General features: G+C 39.8%; 22 protein-coding genes. 7 read left to right on the forward strand and 15 right to left on the reverse strand.

The genetic code is table 11. The features are described from left to right. Positions 1 to 45: 45 nt before the first annotated feature. A complete protein-coding gene (gene rrtA / locus KAN5_RS05935) occupies positions 46 to 633 on the forward strand; it encodes a rhombosortase (protein WP_016709726.1) in 588 nt (195 codons plus the stop codon). Between the two features lie 23 nt (positions 634 to 656). Here the strand turns inward: rrtA and KAN5_RS05940 are convergent, their stop codons facing one another. From KAN5_RS05940 to KAN5_RS05965, 6 genes are all read right to left on the reverse strand, one after another. After that, positions 657 to 3,149, reverse strand: coding sequence for a prolyl oligopeptidase family serine peptidase (locus KAN5_RS05940; RefSeq protein WP_244390726.1), 2,493 nt, complete (start codon positions 3,147 to 3,149; stop codon positions 657 to 659). A gap of 105 nt (positions 3,150 to 3,254) precedes the next feature. Beyond that, positions 3,255 to 4,388: an endonuclease/exonuclease/phosphatase family protein gene (locus tag KAN5_RS05945; RefSeq protein WP_244390932.1), complete on the reverse strand. Its 1,134-nt coding sequence runs from the start codon at positions 4,386 to 4,388 to the stop codon at positions 3,255 to 3,257. A 35-nt stretch (positions 4,389 to 4,423) separates the two neighbouring features. Continuing rightward, the gene (locus KAN5_RS05950) at positions 4,424 to 5,359 is read right to left on the reverse strand and encodes a putative sulfate exporter family transporter (RefSeq protein ID WP_244390727.1); all 936 of its coding nucleotides are present in this window, start codon (positions 5,357 to 5,359) and stop codon (positions 4,424 to 4,426) included. Between the two features lie 194 nt (positions 5,360 to 5,553). Then, positions 5,554 to 6,702, reverse strand: coding sequence for a 5-(carboxyamino)imidazole ribonucleotide synthase (locus KAN5_RS05955; RefSeq protein WP_244390728.1), 1,149 nt, complete (start codon positions 6,700 to 6,702; stop codon positions 5,554 to 5,556). Position 6,703: 1 nt separating this feature from the next. Beyond that, positions 6,704 to 7,186 (reverse strand): 5-(carboxyamino)imidazole ribonucleotide mutase, encoded by a 483-nt coding sequence (gene purE / locus KAN5_RS05960; protein WP_138555726.1) that lies wholly within the window; start codon positions 7,184 to 7,186, stop codon positions 6,704 to 6,706. Positions 7,187 to 7,385: 199 nt separating this feature from the next. Continuing rightward, positions 7,386 to 8,972 carry an ABC-F family ATPase gene (locus KAN5_RS05965; RefSeq protein ID WP_080571550.1) on the reverse strand — a complete coding sequence of 529 codons (1,587 nt, stop codon included), beginning with the start codon at positions 8,970 to 8,972 and terminating at the stop codon, positions 7,386 to 7,388. A 333-nt stretch (positions 8,973 to 9,305) separates the two neighbouring features. On the opposite strand from KAN5_RS05965, the gene KAN5_RS05970 reads away from it, so the two are divergent. Then, positions 9,306 to 10,517, forward strand: coding sequence for a porin (locus tag KAN5_RS05970; RefSeq protein WP_138555727.1), 1,212 nt, complete (start codon positions 9,306 to 9,308; stop codon positions 10,515 to 10,517). Positions 10,518 to 10,573: 56 nt separating this feature from the next. Here KAN5_RS05970 and KAN5_RS05975 read toward each other — a convergent pair whose 3' ends face one another. Further along, on the reverse strand, positions 10,574 to 10,771 hold the full coding sequence (locus KAN5_RS05975; protein ID WP_016709717.1) for a hypothetical protein: 198 nt from the start codon (positions 10,769 to 10,771) through the stop codon (positions 10,574 to 10,576). Between the two features lie 109 nt (positions 10,772 to 10,880). Between KAN5_RS05975 and KAN5_RS05980 the strand changes: the two genes are divergently transcribed. Then, positions 10,881 to 11,402, forward strand: coding sequence for a TetR/AcrR family transcriptional regulator (locus KAN5_RS05980; protein WP_016709716.1), 522 nt, complete (start codon positions 10,881 to 10,883; stop codon positions 11,400 to 11,402). Positions 11,403 to 11,855: 453 nt separating this feature from the next. Here the strand turns inward: KAN5_RS05980 and KAN5_RS05985 are convergent, their stop codons facing one another. Both KAN5_RS05985 and KAN5_RS05990 read right to left on the reverse strand, forming a co-directional pair. Further along, entirely contained in the window at positions 11,856 to 12,731 is an 876-nt protein-coding gene (locus KAN5_RS05985) for an alpha/beta hydrolase-fold protein (RefSeq protein WP_244390729.1), read from the reverse strand. 81 nt (positions 12,732 to 12,812) lie between these two features. Then, complete coding sequence (locus KAN5_RS05990; RefSeq protein WP_158217510.1) at positions 12,813 to 13,304, reverse strand: GNAT family N-acetyltransferase; 492 nt, start codon at positions 13,302 to 13,304, stop codon at positions 12,813 to 12,815. Between the two features lie 94 nt (positions 13,305 to 13,398). On the opposite strand from KAN5_RS05990, the gene KAN5_RS05995 reads away from it, so the two are divergent. Further along, positions 13,399 to 13,611 (forward strand): hypothetical protein, encoded by a 213-nt coding sequence (locus KAN5_RS05995; protein ID WP_016709713.1) that lies wholly within the window; start codon positions 13,399 to 13,401, stop codon positions 13,609 to 13,611. Positions 13,612 to 13,886: 275 nt separating this feature from the next. Then, positions 13,887 to 15,404: a hemolysin gene (locus KAN5_RS06000; protein ID WP_244390730.1), complete on the forward strand. Its 1,518-nt coding sequence runs from the start codon at positions 13,887 to 13,889 to the stop codon at positions 15,402 to 15,404. 69 nt (positions 15,405 to 15,473) lie between these two features. Here KAN5_RS06000 and htpX read toward each other — a convergent pair whose 3' ends face one another. From htpX to bioB, 5 genes are all read right to left on the reverse strand, one after another. After that, entirely contained in the window at positions 15,474 to 16,334 is an 861-nt protein-coding gene (gene htpX, locus KAN5_RS06005) for a protease HtpX (RefSeq protein WP_244390731.1), read from the reverse strand. A 180-nt stretch (positions 16,335 to 16,514) separates the two neighbouring features. After that, on the reverse strand, positions 16,515 to 17,198 hold the full coding sequence (gene bioD / locus KAN5_RS06010; protein ID WP_244390732.1) for a dethiobiotin synthase: 684 nt from the start codon (positions 17,196 to 17,198) through the stop codon (positions 16,515 to 16,517). Beyond that, entirely contained in the window at positions 17,195 to 17,998 is an 804-nt protein-coding gene (locus tag KAN5_RS06015) for a methyltransferase domain-containing protein (protein ID WP_244390733.1), read from the reverse strand. The genes bioD and KAN5_RS06015 overlap by 4 nt, the downstream gene beginning before the upstream one ends. After that, a complete protein-coding gene (locus KAN5_RS06020; RefSeq protein ID WP_244390734.1) occupies positions 17,995 to 19,137 on the reverse strand; it encodes an 8-amino-7-oxononanoate synthase in 1,143 nt (380 codons plus the stop codon). The genes KAN5_RS06015 and KAN5_RS06020 overlap by 4 nt, the downstream gene beginning before the upstream one ends. Then, on the reverse strand, positions 19,137 to 20,177 hold the full coding sequence (bioB, locus tag KAN5_RS06025) for a biotin synthase BioB (protein WP_244390735.1): 1,041 nt from the start codon (positions 20,175 to 20,177) through the stop codon (positions 19,137 to 19,139). Before bioB ends, KAN5_RS06020 begins: the two co-directional genes overlap by 1 nt. A gap of 95 nt (positions 20,178 to 20,272) precedes the next feature. Here bioB and bioA point away from each other — a divergent pair, with 95 nt between their 5' ends. After that, complete coding sequence (bioA, locus tag KAN5_RS06030) at positions 20,273 to 21,562, forward strand: adenosylmethionine--8-amino-7-oxononanoate transaminase (protein WP_244390736.1); 1,290 nt, start codon at positions 20,273 to 20,275, stop codon at positions 21,560 to 21,562. Positions 21,563 to 21,625: 63 nt separating this feature from the next. Here bioA and KAN5_RS06035 read toward each other — a convergent pair whose 3' ends face one another. Continuing rightward, entirely contained in the window at positions 21,626 to 22,060 is a 435-nt protein-coding gene (locus KAN5_RS06035) for an AAA family ATPase (protein ID WP_244390737.1), read from the reverse strand. Between the two features lie 287 nt (positions 22,061 to 22,347). Between KAN5_RS06035 and asnS the strand changes: the two genes are divergently transcribed. Next, positions 22,348 to 23,745, forward strand: coding sequence for an asparagine--tRNA ligase (gene asnS, locus KAN5_RS06040; protein ID WP_016709703.1), 1,398 nt, complete (start codon positions 22,348 to 22,350; stop codon positions 23,743 to 23,745). Position 23,746: the final 1 nt, after the last annotated feature.

Genomic DNA, 23,746 nt, shown 5'->3' on the forward strand with positions numbered 1-23,746 from the left:
AAACGGGCACAATATGCAAAATTTTACTATGAAAATAAGAATAAAATGGTCAATTTACCACTGCAACCGCGTTATATTTTACCCCCTTTATGTTTAATGGCATTGAGTGCTTTATTAGCGGCATTGAATTTAAACGATGTTTTAGAGTTTAATCGCCAATTAATTGAGCAAGGCCAAGTTTGGCGCTTGTTGACCAGCCAATACGTTCATGCAAATTGGCCTCACCTAGGGCTAAATTGTGCGGGCATTATATTGATATGGGCGCTGCATGCCGAGCATACAAAACCGACGCAGTATGCACTACACACTGTGTTTTTGGCTGCTTGGTGCGGGATTGGTATTTATTACTTTTGCCCAGACATTCGCATTTATACCGGTTTGAGTGCGCTATTACATGGTGTTATTGTTTGGGGAGCAATTAAAGATATTGATGCGGGTATGAAAACGGGCATATTACTTTTTATTGGTATTTGGCTCAAAATTGCCTACGAACAATTGAATGGCCCAAGTGCGGAAGTTGGAAAACTAATCGCTTCACGGGTAGCCATTGATGCGCACCTGATCGGCGCAATAGGTGGAATTGTGTTAGCACTGCCTCTCGTTATGACTTATTTAAAAAAACGCCAAGCTTAAGCTTGGCGTTTTTATTTAACGGTTTATAAAGTTTCTTTAAATAACTTATAAATACGACGATATTCATCTAACCAACTTGAAGGCTGAACAAAACCATGAGGTTCAACTGGGAAGATAGCCGTTTCAAAGTTTTCTTTTTCAAGCTCAATCAAGCGTTGTACTAAGCGTACTGAGTCTTGGAAAAATACATTATCATCAACCATTGGTGCATTGATCAATAAGCGATTTTTAAGTCCCTCAGCATAATAAATTGGTGAGCTTTTTTCGTACGCAATAGGATCAACATCTGGATGGTTTAAGATGTTTGAAGTGTATGGGCCATTATAATGTGCCCAATCTGTTACAGGGCGCAGTGCAGCACCTGATTGGAATAAATCCGGTTGAGTAAACAAGGCCATAAACGTCATAAAGCCACCGTACGACCCCCCATAAGTGCCAACTGAGCCGGTATCAACATTAGCATTCTCAGCCATCCAGCTGACACCATCGGCTAAATCTTGAATTTCCGGTGTGCCCATTTGACGGTAAATTGCAGTACGCCAGTCACGTCCATAGCCTTTTGAAGCGCGATAATCCATATCCATTACCACATAACCTTCAGAGGCTAATAGAGAATGAAACATAAACTCACGGAAGTAACCAGACCAACCCATGTGCGAGTTTTGCAAATAACCGGCGCCATGATTAAAAATAACGGCTTTACGGTTTTTGCCGCTTTCTCCTTCTACGTAATCAGCAGGATAGTACACTTTCGCGTAGATTGGTTGTTCTGTATGACTTGATGGAACCGCAACAATTTTTGGCGCGATCAATTGCTTTGCTAAAAACTCATCAGATACGGTATGTGTAAGCTGGGTGACTGTTGTATTAGCTTTCGCATCTGCGACATATAACTCTGGAGGCGACATGACCTTTGAGTGCGTTAACAATAACTTACTTTGATCAGGGCTTAACTTATAATCAGTCATGCCGTCTAAATTAGTCACTTGCTCAGACGTTGCATTAGCAGGGTCTACACGATAGATCTCATAAAGGCCTGGATGCTCAACGTTCGCTTTGTAATAAATTGCGCTGTCGTCAGTTGTCAGAGTAAGATTTGATACGACAAACTGACCTTTGGTAAGTTGTGTTGCTTTACCATTAAGTGGTTTTTTATAAATGTGGCTATAACCTGATTCTTCAGATAAATAATACAATGTATCTGAGTTATTTAACCAACCGAAATCATTATACGCATAGTTAACCCATGCATCATCATGTAAACGATGTTGTGAAACAAGTGTTGAGTTTTCAAAATCAACGGTGGCTAACCAGCGATCTTTGTTATCCCAAGCTTCGAGCATAATGGCAACTTGAGTTCCGGCTTTGTTCCAAACAATCGCACTTTGGTTCCACCCCCAATCCATCATCAAGTTAATAGCGCGTGGTGATTTTTTCGATTCGTAGGTTTTGCCTTCACGAGCGAAGTTTTCTTTTTTAACTGCCGCTAACACATCTTCATCAAAGCCAGGTAAAGTATCGTATGCCAGTGTAGATTGCTTTTTCTCAACTAAATCAATATAAATAACTTCCGATGAGATTGGTTTTTCATCAGCAACACGACGACGTACTTTTTCAGCTTTGACACCTGCATCACCGGCAATATAATTTGGCATTATATCGCTTTCATCTCGCCATGCGCGACTTTCTTTAACCACGGCAATTAAGGCTTTGCCATTAGGTGATAGTTGCACATCAGCCAGCTCATTACCTTTGCCTAAATAAAATTGTGCATTTGCAATCGATGAGTTTTGTGCATTAATTTGCTCTTTACGAGCTTGTTTATCTTTTTTGTTTTTGTGCGTCAGCGCAATGTAATCGATGAGTTTATGTTGCTCTTTGGCAATATAAGTTGCAGGCTCAGCAATACCTTGCGGCGCATCACTTAAGTGTAAATTAACAATTTCCGTTTGTTGCCCTGTTGCTAAATCCACTTTATAAAAAGTGTTACCTTGGCGGTACGCTAAATTACCATCGGTTAAAAATTGTGGCTTAGATTGTTTAGCGCTGTCGTGTGTAATTTGTGTAATAACACCCGAATTGATATTTTTAACAAATATGTTGCCTTCAAATACATAAGCTTGAATCGTGCGATCTGCCGAATAAACAGCATTTGCCGCGCCTAATGTATGTAATTTATTTAGCGCGACTTGGCTGGCAGCTTGGCTATTCACTGCTTGAGTGTATAAATCTCTTAGCTCATTACCCTGTTGTTTTTGCGCATACACAACCGTTTTTGAATCTGCGCTCCAAAAAGCACGTTCAGCTTGGCGACCTAACCAATCAGGGTGAGCCATTGCTTGCTCGAGCGTAATTGCTGCAGTGCCGGTATGAGCAGGTGTTGCCACAACCGTTGCGATTGCAGCCTGTGGCTGCTCAATTGGCGTAGATGCGGTTGATTGACAACCCGCTAAGATAAAGCTTGATGCAATACTTAATGCAACTAAGGTTTTTTTAGTAGAAGATTTAAAAATCATAGGGCTTCTGTAAGGTTATTGGAATTGCCTTAATTTAATCAGAAGCACCTATGTAATAGCAATTATTTCAGATAAATCGCCAAACTTTGCTGTTTAATAACAAGCTTACTGCAATGAAATATCTAACCACACCATACGGTGATCTGATGAAGCATTACGATCTTTAATTAATCGGTATAACTCACTACTTTTAACAGGCCAAAATACCCCACCATCGTGCACATCTATTCCATATGTAGAAGGTAATACATAATCTACACGAGCTTGCCAATAAGCAGTATAAGCCGCTGCATATTTTTCACTGTAGCTGGTTTTAGCCCCCTTGCTGGTTGGCACGAATTGACTATTTATCAATGGGTTTTTTAACAATTGGTCTGTTGTATTAGGCCGCTTTTTATCCCCCTCCGGGGCTGCGTTTAAGTCCCCTACAACCACAAACCGTGATTGTGGAGCTAAGCCTCCTTTTACACCGTTGTCATCGTATAAGTAGTCTGCATTAGCAATATAATCTTTAATTAAGCGTACTTCATCATGATTACGTTTGCCGTTTCGGTCTTCATCACCATCAAATACTGGCGGCGTAGGATGTGAAGCCAGAACATGTAAGGTTTTTCCTTTAACTGTAATTGGTAAATCCCAAAATGATTTGGAGCTTAACCGTAATTCTTGCCATTGCTCTTGGTTATACCAATTTTCGCCTGTCTTAGGGTCAATAGGCATTTGGGCATTTGGCATATCTTTATATTTAAATGTTTGTAATGTCCTGACTTTATCGAAATCTATTGGATAACGAGAAAGTATCGCCATGCCATAATGGCCTTCAAAAAAGCCAAAACCAAAGGCATCCCCTTTAGTACCGCTGGCTTGGCCATCGTGGTCTAAATCAAATGGGGTTTTTAAGCCCGTATTTACAGGGGCAATATAGGTATACGGATAATTAATAGCGGGTTGTTTATTTTGGCTTACTGCTAGGTAGTTGGCCTTAAAGTAATCAATACCTTGCGCTTTACTGATGTAATCAAACTCGTTTAATAGCAATATATCAGGGCGAATACGTTGAATGATCTCAGCAATGTTTTTAATTTGTGGATGCTTATTTTGTAGTGCATTTGTCAGTGCATCCGGCTCTACTGCTTGACCTTGCACGGTATAGTTTGTTGCATCCATACTGACATTGAATGTTGCCACTCTCAGTGTATTTGCGGCTTCTGCACTGTTTATCAAACCATTAAAAAGCATGACACTTGTCAGTGCAGCCATACAAAACTTACTGTTCATATTATGAATCCATCTACAATTAATAATAAAATCACACTACTGACCACTATCCATAAAATAATAGCCATTATAAAGGGCTTAAGTCCTGCTTGTTTCAATACCGAAATTGATAAACCACTACCTATTAAGAATAACGTCATAACTAATAATTGTTTTGCCATAGTGTTAATAAGTTGCCATGTGTCGGTAAACTGTGGCAAATAGGTATTGATCAACGCAGCGGCTAAAAAGCCAATAATAAATAAAGGAATACTGGCTTTCTCTTCAGAGCGCCAAAACACCCCAGCAATGCTCGTGTAAGGAATGATCCACATCGCTCTGGTCAGTTTTACCGTTGTGGCAATACTTAGCGCTACTGCACCATACGCGGCTGATGCTCCGACTACACTACTGGTATCATGAATTGCCAATGCAGCCCATAAACCAAATTGTTCTTGGCTTAAATTAAAGTAATGGCCAATTGAAGGAAACAGTAATAAGCCCACGCCATTTAATAAGAACACCACGCCAAGTGCAACAGCCACTTCGTGATCTTTGGCTTTAATTACTGGTGCCATAGCCGCAATGGCACTGCCGCCACATATCGCAGTACCAAAAGAAATTAACACCCCAGTATTACGATTTAACTTAAATACTTGCGTTAATATTTCACCTAAGCCAATAATGGCTGTAATACTGACAATAGTTAATACCAAAGAACTGCGGCCAACTTCAATGACTTGATTAAAATCAACTGCAAAGCCGAGGCCGACAACAGCCGCTTTAAGCATCCATTTACTGGCTTTTTGTGATAATTCAGAAAAGGGGTTACCTAATATAATGGCAAACAAGGCACCAAGAATGAGCGCTGTACCACCGCCTATCATGGGTGTAATACATAAGCCCAATAAAATGAGATAAAAAGGTTTTTTATTGCTGTCTGAGAAAAGCATACTGTTCCTTAGAAACAAACTTTACTGTTAGTGTAACCAAAATGAAAAGCACAGGCTGAAATATAAACTACCAACAGCTAAAAATTGCAGTATCGAATGCGATGCAGCCTGACATAAATAACGCCATAAAAAAAGCAAAGACGATAACGCTGCGAAGATCAATAAAAAGCCGAGATAAACTCGGCTCTTTATGGTTAATTTAAAATCAGCGCAGTACTAGCGGCTAATACTCCGGGGTACTTATCCTCAGGAAGGTACTCTGTAAGCTTCGCTAAACGCTCTCCAAGTTCATGGAGGTTATTTGCTGAGACATTAATATGCCCCATTTTGCGTCCCGGCTTAGCCGTTTTGCCATACCAGTGACTGGTGACACTAGGCACACTCAGTACTTGAACAGGGATAGCTGACTGCCCAAGCACATTGATCATCGCAGTGACCCGCTGAAGTTCAGTGCAACCTAGTGGTAGACCTGCAACTGCGCGCATGTGATTTTCAAACTGACTGCAATGTGCGCCCTGCTGTGTCCAATGACCTGAGTTATGTACACGTGGTGCAATTTCGTTAACTAATAGCTGGCCGTCAACATCAAAAAACTCGATAGCTAACACGCCAACGTAATCAAGTTCGCTGGCAAGCTTATTAAATGCATCTTCAGCTTGTTGTTGAATTGCTGATTTTTCTTTACCAGCCACTGATAGCGTTAAAACACCATTGGTGTGCTGGTTTTCAGTGAGAGGATAAATTGCAGTATTACCACGTTTATCACGTACACCAATGATAGATACTTCACGGTCAAATGGGATCATCTGCTCAGCAATAATTGAGTGCGGAGCTTGCGGTGTTCCTGAGGCAATAAAATCAGCCATTTCAGACCAGATCTGTTCAATTTGATCGTCAGATTTTAAGCGCCACTGCCCTTTACCATCGTAACCTGCTTGACAGGTTTTGATCACTAGAGGCTTACCTAAGGTAGCAACTGCTAGCTCTAGATGCGCTTTTTCAGTAATTAACTGATATGGTGCACATTGAACACCCGTTTTGCTAAGTAACGCTTTTTCCAGAGCGCGATCGCCTCCAGTTTTGATTGCCGCTTTACCTGGATAAAACTTATTACTGGCACAACATTGTGTAAGTACATCATCAGGAATATGTTCAAACTCAGCTGTGATTGCATCCGCGTCCACGATTGCTTGTGCCAAAGTTGTCTCAAACACCTGTCCAGTAAGTGGATGAACAATTTGTTCGCTGCCCACATCATAGGCAACTACATTTAAATTCAGTGGCGCACCAGCCAAGCTCATCATACGAGCTAATTGGCCAGCGCCTAAAATTAAGATAGTCATATTACTCTGCTGGATTAGGATTAGCTAAAATAGTCTCGGTTTGTTCTTTACGGAATGCTTCAACTTTGGCAAAAATTTCAGGTTGCTGACAACCTAAAATTTGTGCCGCAAGTAAACCTGCATTGGCAGCACCTGCATCACCTATCGCTAAAGTGCCAACAGCCACACCTTTTGGCATTTGGCAAATAGACAACAACGAATCAATGCCATTTAATGTTTTAGACTTCACAGGAACACCAAGAACAGGTAAAGAAGTAAATGCAGCAGCCATACCCGGTAAGTGCGCTGCACCACCGGCACCAGCAATAATCACTTTTATACCACGTTCTGCAGCTGAGCTTGCGTAATCAGCTAGAAGTTGAGGAGTACGGTGAGCTGAGACAACTTTAGTTTCGTATGCTATACCAAACTTTTCTAGCATGGTTGCTGCGTGTTCCATCGTTGGCCAATCTGATTTGGAACCCATAATAATGCCAACAGTCATAAATACTCCTCAGTAATAGTTTTAATACTTATAGCGGACTAATGTCCGCATTTATGGTCGGTATTATATACCCAAACCTCCTCAAGATGCGAGGTTCAGTTAGCATTAAAAACCACTTAGACAAGGCAATAATTATGAATTTGCAACCATTAGACAATAAAAAAGCCATGACATGCATGGCTTTATTAATAAATAACTCTTAAGCTTCTTTACTCGCTAAATACTCAGAGTAAGTGCCTCGAAAATCGATGATTTTACCGTCTTTTATTTCCCAGATACGGGTGGCAATTGACGATACAAATTGACGATCATGAGAAACAAATAACAGAGTGCCTTCATAGGCTTCAAGTGCAAGATTGAGCGCTTCGATTGATTCCATATCCATGTGGTTAGTTGGTTCATCCATCAACAAGATATTTGGCTTATGCATCATGATCTTGCCAAACAACATACGACCTTGCTCACCACCAGAAATCACTTTTACAGACTTTTTAATATCATTTTGTGAAAACAACATACGGCCTAAGAAGCTACGAACAACTTGCTCATCATCACCTTCTTGTTGCCATTGTTCCATCCACTGGAATAAATTCATATCTGTTGCAAATTCATCAGCATGATCTTGTGCATAATAACCAATATTATGGTTTTCAGACCATTTATATTCACCTTGCTTTGGTGCTAAACGCCCAGCTAGCGTATTTAATAATGTGGTTTTACCAACACCATTTTCACCAATGATCGCAATGCGCTCACCAACTTCAACTAAGCCTTCAAGACCAGAGAAAAGCATGTCATCAAAGCCTTGTGCTAGATTGGTTAACTCTAGGGCATTACGGAATAATTGCTTTTCTTGTTCAAAACGAATAAACGGCGTTTGGCGAGAAGATGCTTTCACTTCATCCAACTGAATTTTATCAATCTGTTTAGCACGCGATGTCGCTTGTTTCGCTTTTGACGCATTGGCTGAGAAGCGTGATACAAATTGTTGTAGTTCAGCTATTTGGCTTTTCTTCTTCGCATTTTCGCTTAATAAACGTTCACGCGCTTGAGTTGCTGCAAACATATACTCATCGTAGTTTCCTGGGTAAATACGTAGCTCACCATAGTCAATATCTGCCATGTGCGTACAGACAGAGTTTAAAAAGTGACGGTCATGGGAAATGATGATCATAGTGCAATCACGTTGATTCAATACATCTTCAAGCCACTTGATTGTGTAAATATCCAAGTTATTGGTAGGCTCATCGAGTAACATGATGTCAGGATCTGAAAATAGTACCTGAGCAAGCAATACACGTAATTTAAAACCTGGAGCGATTTCAGACATTGGGCCATAATGCTGTGCCGTATCGATACCCACACCCATCAGTAACTCACCAGCTTTAGACTCGGCAGAGTAACCGTCCATTTCAGCAAATTCGGTTTCTAGATCAGCAACACGCATACCATCTTCTTCGCTCATTTCAGGTAAGCTATAGATGCGGTCACGCTCTTGTTTGATCGCCCACAATTCTTTGTGGCCCATGATCACAGTATCAACAACAGAATATTCCTCGTAAGCAAACTGATCTTGATTCAGCTTGGCAACGCGTTCATTAGGATCGGTACTGACATTACCAGCAGAAGGCTCAAGCTCACCGCTTAAGATCTTCATAAATGTTGACTTACCACATCCATTTGCACCAATTAAACCATAACGGTTACCTTCGCCAAATTTAGCAGAAATATTCTCAAATAATGGTTTAGCACCAAATTGCATGGTGATATTAGCTGTACTAATGATAGCGCTACCCTCCAACGGGGAAATCATAAAATAAAATTGGCCGAAGTCTATATGATTATGGTCAATTTTTCCATGTATTATTAGCTGGGCTACAAGTCCACTTCCCCTAACTTGTAATTAAAAAGTAAAGCACTAAACTGATGTCAACGCGCTTTAGTAATCATCATTTTAACCCTTAATTTGTTACACTTGCTTACAGAATAGTCGAAAAGTGGTTTTCAAATTTCCTCTATTGTTTTTTGATGATATTTTTTCACTTTACCCTAAATTTAGCTTTGTTAGGCTGCGCCCATACCTATAAAAGATACGAATTTTAGTACAAGGCAAAACGGAATGAAGAACAAGTTAGCACGGCTGATCCTCACCTCTAGCATCGTAGTAGCTCCAAATGTAAGTGCTGTTGAGCTATACGACGACGGCACAAATAACGTGACCATTGGCGGGTTTATCGACGCCCGAGTCATTCATACTCAGGGACAGACAGAAATAGTTAACGGTGCATCACGGATCAGTTTTGATTTTAGTCGCAAACTTAAAAATCAATGGACTGCACTGGCATTACTTGAATGGGGGGTAAACCCTGTTGGTAGTAGTGATATCCTGTATAACAATCGCTTTGAATCTATTCAAGATGAGTTCTTATACAACCGCTTAGGTTATGTGGGTATTGCCCATGAAAAATATGGTCAAGTAACCGTTGGAAAACAATGGGGCGCATGGTACGACGTTGTGTACAGCACCAATTACAGCTTAGTTTGGGATGGTAATGCCGCCGGTGTTTACACTTATAATAAAGATGATGGCGCAATTAACGGCACCGGACGAGGCGATAAGTTATTGCAGTATCGAAATAATTATGGCGATTTTAGCTTTGTAGCTCAGGTGCAGTTTAAAAATAATGACTTTTACACTTGTGATATTGAGGCTATTTCAGAGTCTGCTTGCCAAACATTGTGGGAAAATGGCAGCAATATTGCCCAACAAGTAGAGTTTAATTCTACCTATGGAGCTGCTGTTACCTACTCTGTAAACACAGACTTGAAACTCACCGCAGGGTTTAACCGCGGCGAGCTAAATGTTAACTACACAAGTGGTCGACTTCAATCAGTCAATGATTTTATTTATGGCGCAGGGGTAACCTGGGGAAACTTTGACAGTAAAGGTATCTATTTTGCGGCTAATATTAATAAAAACGAGAATCACGATACCGATAATTTAGGCCGATTGATCAAAGATGCAGTGGGTTTAGAGTCGTTACTTTCCTATCGATTTGAAAATGACATTCGTACATTTGTCGCTTATAACATATTTGATGCTGGGACAGATTACGTTATACAACCGAACTTTAATGCCGATCCTAATGACAATTTTAAACGTCAATTTAGTGTTTTTGGCATCCACTATTTATTTGATGCAGACACCATAGTGTACATAGAGGCACGTAAAGATTTTAGTGACTTCACAAGTGCAGATAAAGAGCAAGAGTATCAAATGGGTTTATCAGAAGACGATGGTATTGCGATCGGGTTCCATTACACTTTATAAGCTTTAGCAGTTAGGCTGGCTATTATACTAAACCAGCCTAACTGTATAAAACGTGCCTATTTTTTTCGGTTATTTTGATTAAAAAATGCCTGTTTAAACGCCAAACACCCCGCTTTTGGACCAAGTATTAACCACAACAACAGCATGCCACCGGGCAATAAAATTGCTTTCAGTACAGGTCCTAACATGTAAGAATAAAAAATAATAAACGGAACAAATAACAGGTAACCTATGATGAGCTTAATAGTATTCATATGACATCCTTTTAAAATTGAGCGTGCTCACAAATATAATTGAGCGCAGTCATTTTTACAATATATAATCCATTACTATGCTGTATTAAATTTTAAGATGCTGAAATAAATGAATAAAAAAGAAAAGACTTACAATAAAATTTTAACGAGTGCGTGGTTGTTATTTTTAGAACAAGGTTATGAGCAAACATCAACACGAGAAATAGCCAAAGCAGCAAACGTTGCAGTAGGTACGGTATTTAGTCATTTTGAGAATAAGATTGACATACTTAAAGCGGGTATGCAGCAACAAATTAACGTTATTATTCATCAGTCAAGCCTAACAGATACCCAGCATGCCCCGCGTTTAAAACTGCGACATTATGCCTTAGCGTTGTTTGAATTTTATTGCAACAATAAAGAGTTTAGTAAGATATTAATAAGCGATATGATTTGGCAAACTACTTTTTTCGAGCAGCAACTAAATGAGTTCAAACAGCGTTTGTTCAGTGAACAACCTGAGTTTGATGATATTAAAGCAACCGTTATGTTGGATTGTTACTTTATGACGGTAATTTCAGGGTTAAATGAACAAAACCCACAACCGGAAAAAATGTTACGTCAGCTCACTAATAAGCTCTCTGTCATTTGATCAAATACGATGAGTTAGATTCAATAAAGTGATCGTTGCTAACTCTAACGCTACTACTCCTTTATAAATTGCGCGGCGCATAACGTCATACTAATAATTTTATAGCTAACGGTGCTCTACTTATAAATTATTTACCCTCGCCGTTCGCGCTTTTTTACGAAATAGGTTAGTTAATTACTCAGTATTACTTTCATTTCGTTAAGTAAAGACTTGTTAGCGCAGGCTGTTGTAATTTTACAGTACTGCGCTGATACTGAGTATAACTTAATCTGTATGCCGCATTTATAGTAGGAGTTTTGTCAGGGTTGCTGGAAACTTTTACTCTTCTTCCCCTACTCTGATCACTTTAATAATTTAATTACCTTCTTTTGATAACTAACGTCATTATTAGGTTTGTAGTTAAGATTTCAGGTTAGAATATATGGTATGATGTGTTCTTTGAAATAATTCATATCATTGCGAATTATAAACAGCTAACGCTGGTCTTACACTATGTATTGGGTTGGTAGAATGATTCAGGCCTTTATTAACCTTACTATACCAGGAAATGTTCGAAGCATTCATAGTAAGTTTCTCTTGCAGCAAATTAAACGCACTCAACATTAAAGGGTGCTCATCACCACCTACAGTAAGATATAAAAATAAGGGCTGTGTACTAGCTTGTTGAGCTTTACGCTCTAATAAGAACTGGTTGAATTCTGTCACTACAGTCATATCGTCATACCAAGCCGCTGGGCTAAATGCAAAGTAACCATTAAACAACCAAGGCTTAGTGCTCATCGTGTATAAAACAAAACTGCCACCAGCTGAATAACCAGATAATACGCGATTATTAGTTAAATTGTAGTGAGACTCTAAATAAGGTAATAATTCACTATCTATAAAAGTTAAAAACTTATCAGCTTGACCAAATATTTCTGGCGCATTTTCATTTGCAGGTCTCGGCTGGGTATTTACATCTTGGCGTGCATACGGCGGGACTAAATCACGATTTCTCGTATCGGTCCAAAATTGATTAGGGATCGACACTAAAATTGTGTCTTGCTGAGCGGGTAACTCAGCCATTACAGAATCCCATTGCGCTAAATTAAAGTTACCGTCGGTTCTAATAATCAAGGAGTAACGTTTTTTTGGCTCAAAATTACTCGGTAAACGAATAAATACTTTTCTATTTTCGTTCAACACCTGCGAATAAATAGTCACATCTTTGAAATTTGAAGTGTAATGTGCCTTATATTTATAAATAACAACGGCAGCTGCAGTCAGGGTTACTATACACAAAACACGACTAATTAAAGTTCGATTAAATTTTTCCAATAAAGTCATCATAACGCTTAGGTGTAGATTGATTTAAAAAATGTACCCTTTCTGTACTCTGACTTAAACAAAAGTTATGTAACAAAATATGATTTAAAATGTATACATCCAATGCTTACTCTCTATATGTGTGAATTTAAAGCGACGCAGTAATTGCTGACTTTGGCTATTTTCCAGTGCCACTTTTGCATGTAGATTCATGATATTTAAGTTATCGTTGTTTAACAGCCCTGTCACGGTTTTCATATTTGTTAGCATAAATGCTAATGCTTCAGACATAAAGCCATTTCCCCAATATTCTGGAGACAATTCAAAACCTAACCAAGCACTCTCCTGCTCAATATCATATAAACCAATACAGCCAATTAAAGTGGAGGTATTTATTAAATACAATGCAAACCGTAAAGAGCGCCCTTCATACATACCTGTAATATCATCTTGGATCAATTGCTTTACCTCATTTCGTGTAATTGGTACACAATAGTCATTATATTGAGCAACTAGCGGATCAGATAAAATCCCCCAAAGCGCACTACAGTCTTTGTGAGTAATTGGCTTTAATGTAATTCGGGATAGTGCAAACACAGGGTTCATAAATAAAATTAAGTTACAGCTTTAAAGCACACTATTATTGCCTTAAGATACCGTGCATACAAGTTAATAACACAGCAATCAATTTATGAGCGATGAATTTAAAGTAATACAACCTACAACAACTGTTTATTGCCCTGAACGTGGTGAAGGGTGGACTTTAACGGGTATCACCAGCATTGATGAGTTTACATCTGTTATGTTTGATGGTGTGCGTTACACATTATCAGCACGTGAAATAATAGAGCAACTCCTACCTAATCAACTTGCACGCGAACAACACACCACAAAAAACACCTAAATCAGAAACAAAAGCAGTTCTTTAGTCTTAATATCGGTTGCGTTTTTGCCAGCATTTTGTGTCTAAATTGCAACTCATTGAGCGCATCTGTTGATTTTGCAGCCAAGCATTAGGATAATTACTCCATACCTTGAGGTTAATAACGGATGCGCTCGGCTTATAGGAATTAAGCAATACAGTTTTGGGATTAAGGATAGACCAGCTATAAACCATACTGTAATTACCTCAAACTAACTATAGCTGTATCGATGGACGTTAGTTTAAGGCTACACACTATGAAATCAGCACTAAAAATGACGACAGTTGCTGTCGCTCTCCTTTCATCTTTGCAAGTTGCGCAAGCAAATCAATGTACAGGACAACTCTATGGTATAAATGCAGGCCGTGGTGACACCGGTATTGTATTTAAACTCGATGAGTACACACAACAAACTCAAGCACATTCGCGAGCAAAGTACAGTTCTTCTGCACTTGCCCATGTAACAGACACGAATCGCTTGTATTATATTTCTGCTCCACGTCCAATGGAATACCAAGTTGACGTAGAACACCTAAACTTTAACTCTACTGAATTAAAATCATTACCTATTAGTGGCAGTAAATTTAAATATATTAAATTAGCCTATGTTGATTTAGACACCAACGAACATGTTGAAGTTGGTAGAACTAGCAACATGTATCGTTTAGTGTTTGATCAACAAAATAATCGCTTACTCGGTTCGTATAAAAACAAGTTGTATAGCATTGCTCCTGATACCGCAGAAACGGTATTACTAGGCGAAATATCAGGCCTTGAAAATGACCAAGGTATTTGGCGTGGCGATATGGTGTTTAAAAATGGCGAACTAATTTTAGTAACCAGCACGTCTTTATACTCTGTTGATGTTAATAATTTAGCTGCAACAAAATTGTCTGATCACAACTTAACAACCGTAACAGGTGCTGCACTTGATCAACAAGGCGATATTTTATTAAGCCGTACGATCTTAACTGATCTTGGGCACTCTAATAAATCTCAGGTATATAAAGTAAATAAAAACACCGGTAATACCTGCCATGTTGCTGATTTTCCAGTGCGTATCAACGACCTTGCCACAAACTTTAATGAGTCAGTAGCATGTTATGCCGCTCCTGTTTGTACTGTATCTGATATCCCAGATTTTACTTTAACAGCCATTGCAGACTCAGTTGATGAAGGTAACGCACTATCTTATCAACTTAAACTGAGTAATAGTTATGAGCAAGACAGTGAAATCTATGTATCAACAACGGTTGGAACGGCCACTCACAGCGATTACAGTTTTTCAGATCAAACCGTGACTATCCCCGCGGGTGAAACAACTGCCACGATAACAATTCCAACAGTCGATAACGATGAATACAGTGAAACTAAAACATTTACTATCAACACCGTTGCACAGCTTAATGTTACCGGTTCTAACTCATTACCTGCTGAGATTTTAAATGATGACGCTCAATGTGTGCCTGAAGATTACACACGCATCCAGTATACATTTATATCTGAAAATTCAGCTTTTAATAATGATTGGGGTATCAAGGTTAACAACCAGTATATTAAACTATTAGATGAGCGAGGTGCTGCTGGCTATTACGATGTTAAGGCAAGTGACTCAATCACTTATGTGTTAGCCGTTGATGGCAAATCCAACAATCTTAAAACTTCCTATAAAAAATATGGTAATAAACAATATTGGGAAGATCAAAATGGCAAAGACTACAATGACTTTGTTGTGAATGTAACAACACAACCAATTCAAAAAGGCTGTAACTAGATAATAATTAGTAAATTTACATCACAAAAAAAGCCAGCATTTTGCTGGCTTTTTACTACTTTAAGCTGATTAACGTAGCGCGTTAATTCTCTCATCCAGTGGTGGATGCGATGAAAATAACTCAGCAACCCCTTTACCGCTTGCAATACCAAACGCCATCATTGATCCCTCTAACTGTGAAGGGTGATTCTGTTTAAGTCGTTCAAGTGCGGAACGCATTTTTTGTGCACCCACTAAATGTGCGGCACCTGCATCAGCTGCAAATTCACGTTTACGACTATAATAAGCAACAATAACGCTTGCTAATACACCAAATAGAACTTGGAATATCATATCAAACAAGAAATAAGTCCAACTGCTGCCGCCCTCTTCTTCGTCACTATTGATAAAATTGTCAACGATTCCCGCAAGTACTTTTGCGATAAAAATGACAAAAGTATTCACTACACCTTGGATCAATGTAAGCGTCACCATATCACCATTAGCAACATGTGAAACCTCATGGGCCAGCACCGCTTCAGCTTGATCTTGATTCATGTGTTGTAATAAACCAGAGCTTACTGCAACTAATGAATTATTTTTACTTGGCCCTGTTGCAAACGCATTCATTTCAGGGCTGTCGTAGATCGCCACTTCTGGCATGGCAATACCAGCTTTTTTAGCCTGCGCAGCAACTGTATTTACTAACCAATGTTCCGTTTCGTTACGCGGTTGCTCGATAACATACGCACCCGTGGATTTTTTCGCCATCCATTTTGACATAAATAAAGATATAAAAGAGCCACCAAAACCAAATACTGTGGCAATCATTAATATCCCGCCTAAACTGCGATTACTAATGCCAAACACACTCATTAAAATAGATAACACTATGCCTAAAACAAGCATAACGGCTAAGTTAGTAAGTAAAAACAACACAACACGTTTCATAATTTCCTCAGTGTAACTTCAATTGTATTAAGTAACGACCTAGTTAAAAAATAATATTTAAAACCGTTACTTAATAAAATTATAAATCTGAGAATAGTCAGATAGTAAACTGAGCCATTTAAAAAGCAATCATTTTTAGTGAAATAATGACAAACTATGTCAACTATCCATTTTCAATAACTATGGGCGCAGCTTTAAAATATCAAGCAAAGTTTGATAAATTTTTAGTTTAGGTGTGCCAGTACTGTATGGGCTTATCGCTAATAGCGGAAAAGGCAGGCGTTGTTGCAATGATTTAAGATTAGCGTCGTACTCAGCCATGTTAGCATCAACTTCGTTAGCAACCCAGCCTACACAATTAACGCCTAAAGCACGCATATGTGCCGCGGTTAAGAATGCATGGTTTAAGCAACCCAATTTCATACCCACCACTAATATTACAGGTAACTGCTGTGCTTTTACCCAATCATACAAATACTCATCGTCGTTTATTGGTAGTGCCCAGCCACCAGCGCCTTCGGTAAGTATATAGTCAGTGTCTTTTTGCTTTAACTGACTATATGCTTGGCTAATTTTTTCAACTGAAAGTAGCTCATTTACCTTTGCTGCGGCAATATGAGGGGCAATTGGTGGGGCAAAAACAAACGGATTAACTTCTTTATAGAACGCAGAAACACTGGCACTTTCCATTAACGCCAATGCATCCTCATTAACCAATTCGCCAAAGGCATATTCTGCACCTGCGGCTAGGGGCTTAAAGCCTAACGCGCGTTTTTTATGTTGCGCTAATAATTTTAATAATAAACAACTAACGTGAGTTTTACCGGCATCGGTATCAGTGCCTGTGACAAAAAATTCATTCATACTTTGGTTAATTCCATTAAAACAACCTGATAACTCACCACGGCTTGCTTATCTGTTAATGGGTAAGCTGCACACACTTGCTGTAACGCATGACGCGTTAATAACCCTTGACGTTTCTGTGTTCTTAATTGATTAGTTGCTCCAATCGCTTTTAATGAACGCAGTGCAGCCATTGGCGATTGATACGCATCTTGATAACACACCTGATCACAACTATTAATTATGAACCCAGCTTTAGCACTGTATTTTTTTAACTGAGCAACGCTATGAAACGAGTTAACATGACTTTGTTGATCTACTTCTGCAAATGCAGTGGCTATTTCAGCCAGTGAACCATCAACCACGCAACTTAAGTAAACCCGCCCTTTTTGTTTGAGCACTCGGTTAAGCTCTTGTAACAGCTCAGCTAAATTACTCGACCATTGTACGGCAAAATTACTGAATATGACATCGACACTGTTGCTTAGTAATGGTAACGCATCCATATCAGCACATAATGACGCAGTTGAGTTATTCGCTAGTTTGAGCATTTCAAAACTAAGGTCAACAGCATAAACCTGAGCAAAATGTTGCTTAAGTTGGCTGATATTAACACCTGGTCCTGCCCCAATATCTATGCACACTTCACCCATCGTGTGATTACTTTCAACATTAGCTATTTTTTTTAACAGCGCCGTAGCAGCACGTTTTTGCACATTCGCATGTTCTGCGTAAGCAACCACTGCTTTCGAAAATTTATCTGCAGTGTGCTTTTTTTGTTGCTGTTGATTAACAACAACAGGTATCGATACAGCCATCATAGTGCATTCACCAAAGCAGCGAGCAAGCACTCAATATCCGCTTTAGTATGTGCTGCAGTTAAGGTGATACGTAAACGCGAGGTGTTAAATGGCACGGTTGGTGGGCGGATCGCCGTAAGCCAAATTCCCGCCTCCTTAAGTGTGTTTGCGACAGCTAAAGTGTGCTCAGCACAGCCTAGCACAATTGGCTGGATAGCACTGGTTGAAGGCATCACAGCAAGACTATGCTGAGTTGCCAATAATTTAAAGTAGCTAATGTTATCGGCTAATTGTTGGCGCTTCTGCGATCCTGTTTCTGATCTTATTTGCTGTAGCCGTGTTAATGTGAGCTCGGCTACTAATGGCGACATCCCCGTTGAATAAATATAATCACGATTAAATTGTAAAAGGTAATCAATCACCTCTTTGCTGGCTAATACACACGCCCCACTACTTGCAACGGCTTTACCAAAGGTGATCACCAGAAGCTCTGGTTTAATTTGCTCACAACTTCCCAGACCGTTTTCACCTAATACGCCAAAGCCATGCGCATCGTCTATCATAAGCCAGGCATTATAACTGTTCGCTATATCGCGCAGTGTTGCAATGGGTGCATGATCGCCATCCATCGAAAATACCCCTTCGCTGATGATCAACTTATTTTTCGCTGTTGATTTTTCTAAACGTGAGGTTAAATGCCGAGTATCATTATGGCTAAAGCGAACCATGGCGGCCTGAGAGTGTAAAGCACCATCAATTAAACTGGCATGGTTGAGTTTATCTTGAAAAATAGCGCTATTTTGTGCTGTCGCCTTATCTTGAAACAACGCTTTCAGCACGCTGCTATTAGCACTAAAACCACTATTAAACAGCAAGGCACTTTGATAGCCAAGCTGCTCACATAGATAACGCTCTAATTGATGTTGACTCTGTTGATAACCTGTTACAAGCGGCGAGCTATGACTTCCCAATGCTTGTGTATGTAGCAAACTAGACGGTTGTTCAGCAAACCCTAAATAATCATTACTGGCAAAATTTAGATAGTGTTTACCCGCAACCGTGATTTCACGAGCCGTAGCGTGAGTAATTAAATGGCGTTGACGAAGTAACGCATCTTCGCGGCGAGTTTGAAGATGCGCTTGTAAATATGAAAATGCCATTATGCTTCGTAAAACAGCTCTGAAGTTGCTTTATCTGCCACCGCAGACGATAACGATGCTTCATAGGCTTCATCTGAGTAGTCATGACGTTTTTCAGGATTCATGCCTAACTTTTTAATTAAGTTCATATCAGCATCAGCTTCTGGGTTTTCAGTGGTTAGCAATTTATCACCATAGAAAATTGAATTAGCACCAGCAAAAAAACACATTGATTGCATTTGTTCATTCATTGCAGTTCGTCCTGCTGATAAACGAACATAGCTATGTGGCATCATAATACGCGCAACGGCTATAGTACGAATAAACTCAAAGTGATCTAAGTCATCGACATTTTCCAGTGGCGTGCCTTTAACTTTCACTAACATATTTATTGGCACACTTTCAGGTTGTTGCGGTAAATTAGCCAATTGCATTAATAAACCAAAACGGTCGGCTGCTTGCTCACCCATACCAACAATACCGCCCGAGCATACTTTCATACCCGCATCACGTACATTACCAATGGTTTCTAAACGATCTTGAAAGGTACGAGTTGTGATGATTTGTTGATAATATTCTGGCGAGGTATCAAGGTTATGGTTGTAATAGTCAAGCCCGGCCTCTCGAAGTGCATGAGCTTTTTGATTATCCAGCATGCCTAATGTCATACAGGTTTCAAGACCCAGCTCTTTAACTTCTTTAACCATCTGCGAAATATAAGGCATATCTCTGTCTTTAGGATCTGACCACGCAGCCCCCATACAAAAGCGAGTTGCGCCTTTTTGTTTTGCTAAACGCGCTTGTTCAACCACTTTTTCTACTTCAAGGAGACGCTCACGCTCTAGATCTGTTTTATAATGGCCTGATTGCGGACAGTATTTACAGTCTTCAGGGCAAGCGCCTGTTTTAATTGATAGTAACGTAGATATTTGCACTTCGTTAGGATTAAAGTTAGCACGATGCACAGATGCCGCTTTAAACAATAAATCGTTAAACGGCATTTCAAATAAGGCTTTTACTTCTTTATGTGTCCAATCGTGGCGAACAGCTGCAAACTCCATAATTCTCTCTTTTTATTTTTCATGACGGTGATATTGGCTTAGTCTACGACTTGGCGTAACATTGTCAACGAACTCAAACGACATTAAGTTTACCAATGAACAAAAAACACCCAGTAGACCTTGATTTTGATCGCCAACACATCTGGCACCCCTACACATCAATGACTCAGCCTTTGCCTGTGTACCCTGTTAGTCACACACAAGACAATCGTATTTTCTTAGCTACAGGCGAAATACTAATTGATGGAATGGCTTCTTGGTGGAGTGCCATTCATGGCTACGGCCACCCGGTATTAAAAAATGCCGCGATTGAGCAAGTAGATAAAATGAGTCATGTAATGTTTGGCGGACTCACCCACGCACCTGCTGTAGAGCTGTGTAAAAAGCTTATTGCAATCACACCAAGTCAACTTCAAAAAGTGTTTTTAGCAGATAGCGGTTCAGTGTGTGTTGAGGTGGCAATCAAAATGGCGTTGCAGTATTGGCTTAGCCAAGGGATCACGACTAAGCAAAAACTAATGACGCCGTTAAAGGGCTACCATGGTGATACTTTTGCGGCCATGAGTGTTTGTGACCCTATTAACTCAATGCACTCGCTATACCAAGGCTTTTTACCAGAGCATGTGTTTGTACCCGCGCCGCAAAGCCAGTTTGGTGAAACGTTTGATCAACATGAAGCAGATGAGCTTGCTCAGCGCTTTGCGCAGCACCATCAACACATCGCCGCGTTTATTATTGAGCCAATTGTGCAAAATGCCGGTGGCATGAATTTTTATCACCCCGAATATTTAAAAACCGTGCGAGCATTGTGTACGCAATATGATGTTTTATTAATTTGTGACGAAATAGCCACAGGCTTTGGCCGTACTGGTAAATTATTTGCTGTTGAACACGCAGAGATAGAGCCTGATATTTTATGTATAGGCAAAGCGCTGACAGGCGGAATGATGACCTTATCTGCCACCTTAACCACAGATAAAATAGCCATTGGTATTAGTGAAGGTGAAGCCGGTGTATTAATGCATGGCCCGACTTTTATGGGGAACCCTCTCGCCTGTGCAGTGGCCTGTGCAAGTATTGATTTATTAATGGAACAAGATTGGCAAGCGCAAATAGCCCATTTAAATGATGCTCTGCAAGTATTACACCGTTGTAATGAGCTGGAACAGGTTGTTAATGTCAGAACACTTGGTGCAATTGCCGTGGTAGAGCTTGATTGTGTAATCGATGTTGCCAAAATCCAAGCTTTCTTCATTAGTCAAAATGTCTGGATCCGTCCATTTGGTCGGCTTATCTATTTAATGCCACCCTATATTAGCAGCAAAGCGGATATAACCTTGTTGGCAGATGCGATTTATACCGCAATCGCCGCTAAGCATTACTAAAGATGAGTAATATAGCGCGCTTTCAAACTTTGCTGGTTTTTAGCCTACGAGAGTGTGAGCGTGTTACCACTCAAACATGTAAGCCATTTTGCTGATCATTTTGAGTGGTATGTTGTGGCTATTACGTTTGGCGTACAAATGCTGCATTGATTTATCTTTAACCTCACCCACTATTACCTCTTTAACTTGGTAACCCAGAGCTATCGCAGCTTGGCTATAAGCTATGAATTCCCATTTTTTTATATTGGTGTTATCAACAATGACCAGTGGGATATTTTGCGCCAACGCATTTATAAAACGAGCTAAATTCAAGTTGTGGTATTGCGACAATTTAAACTTATCAAATTGATAGTCGCCTTGTTCATTATAAAAATAATCATCAGTCGAACAAATTAAGTATTGGCTTTGATCGCCTGCGACCATTTCATCCGCTAGGCTTTGCGCATAATAAGACTTACCGCACCCTGGTAAACCACGTAAAATAAAGACTTGTTTCATAATACCTATATATTTAGCAAGTTAATTTAAATACCGTAATTTGACATAATGCCACAAAATCCATTTTGATCGCAGTGAAAATCACCTTTAAATTATGATCTCAGTGATTTTTTATCACGAAAATTTAAAGTTACAGGTTTTAAACGACAAAAAATCACAAAAATGCAAAAGAATAAGCAAAGAGTTACCTTTGAATGTTTTTTTATTTTACATTCAAAGGTAAGATACACCGTTCAAGTGCAATGGCGCACATATTAATGTAGGCAACTTATATCATTGGAGTGAAGATGAGCCACTTAGCGATTTCAGAGCTATTAAAAGGCAAGGTTGCGGTAGACAGCCAAGTAACAATTAAAGGCTGGATCCGTACACGCCGCGATTCAAAAGCAGGAATTTCATTTTTAGCCGTTCATGACGGTTCGTGTTTTGATCCTATTCAGGCGGTAGTCCCTAATTCACTTAATAATTATGATGAAGTTACTCGCCTAACCGCTGGTTGCTCGGTGTCAGTTACTGGTGTTTTAGTACAATCAGCAGGTCAAGGTCAATCATATGAAATTCAAGCAAACAGCGTACAAGTGCTTGGCTGGGTAGAAAACCCAGATTCATACCCAATGTCGGCTAAGCGCCACAGCATTGAGTATTTACGTGAACACGCTCACCTTCGCCCACGTACTAACATGATTGGTGCAGTAACACGTGTACGTAACTGTTTAGCGCAAGCTATTCACCGCTTTTACCATGAGCAAGGTTATTACTGGATCAGTACCCCTATTATCACTGCAAGTGACTGTGAAGGTGCAGGTGAAATGTTCCGCGTATCAACGTTAGATATGCAAAACCTACCACGTACAGATAAAGGCGAGATTGATTACAGCGAAGATTTCTTCGGTAAAGAAGCGTTCCTTACTGTATCAGGTCAGTTAAACGGTGAAACTTACGCTTCAGCGATGTCAAAAATTTATACTTTTGGTCCAACTTTCCGTGCTGAAAACTCAAACACATCACGCCACCTAGCTGAATTTTGGATGGTAGAGCCTGAAGTGGCTTTCGCTGATCTAGAAGATATCGCCAAATTAGCTGAAAACATGCTTAAGTACGTATTCAAAGCGGTACTTGAAGAACGCCGTGATGATATGGAATTTTTTGCGCAACGCGTTGAAAAAACGGCTATTACCCGCCTTGAAGAATTTGTTGAGAAAGATTTTGCCCAAGTTGATTACACAGACGCGGTTGAAATTCTTAAAAGCTGTGGTAAGAAATTTGAATACGCCGTTGAATGGGGTGTAGATTTACAATCTGAGCACGAGCGCTATTTAGCTGAAGAACACTTTAAAGCACCAGTAGTTATTAAAAACTATCCGCGCGATATTAAAGCATTCTACATGCGCCAGAATGAAGACGGTAAAACCGTTGCTGCAATGGATGTTGTAGCACCAGGTATTGGCGAAATCATTGGTGGTTCGCAACGTGAAGAACGCCTTGATGTACTTGATGCGCGTTTAGACGAAATGGGCTTAAACAAAGAAGACTACAGCTGGTACCGCGACCTACGTAAATATGGTTCAGTGCCTCATTCTGGTTTTGGCCTAGGTTTCGAACGTTTAGTTGCTTATGTTACTGGTATGGGCAACGTACGTGACGTAATCGCCTTTCCACGTACTAAAGGCAGTGCAACTTACTAAA

The organism is Pseudoalteromonas sp. KAN5 (assembly GCF_022846535.1).
GTDB classification, from domain to species: Bacteria; Pseudomonadota; Gammaproteobacteria; order Enterobacterales; family Alteromonadaceae; genus Pseudoalteromonas; species Pseudoalteromonas haloplanktis.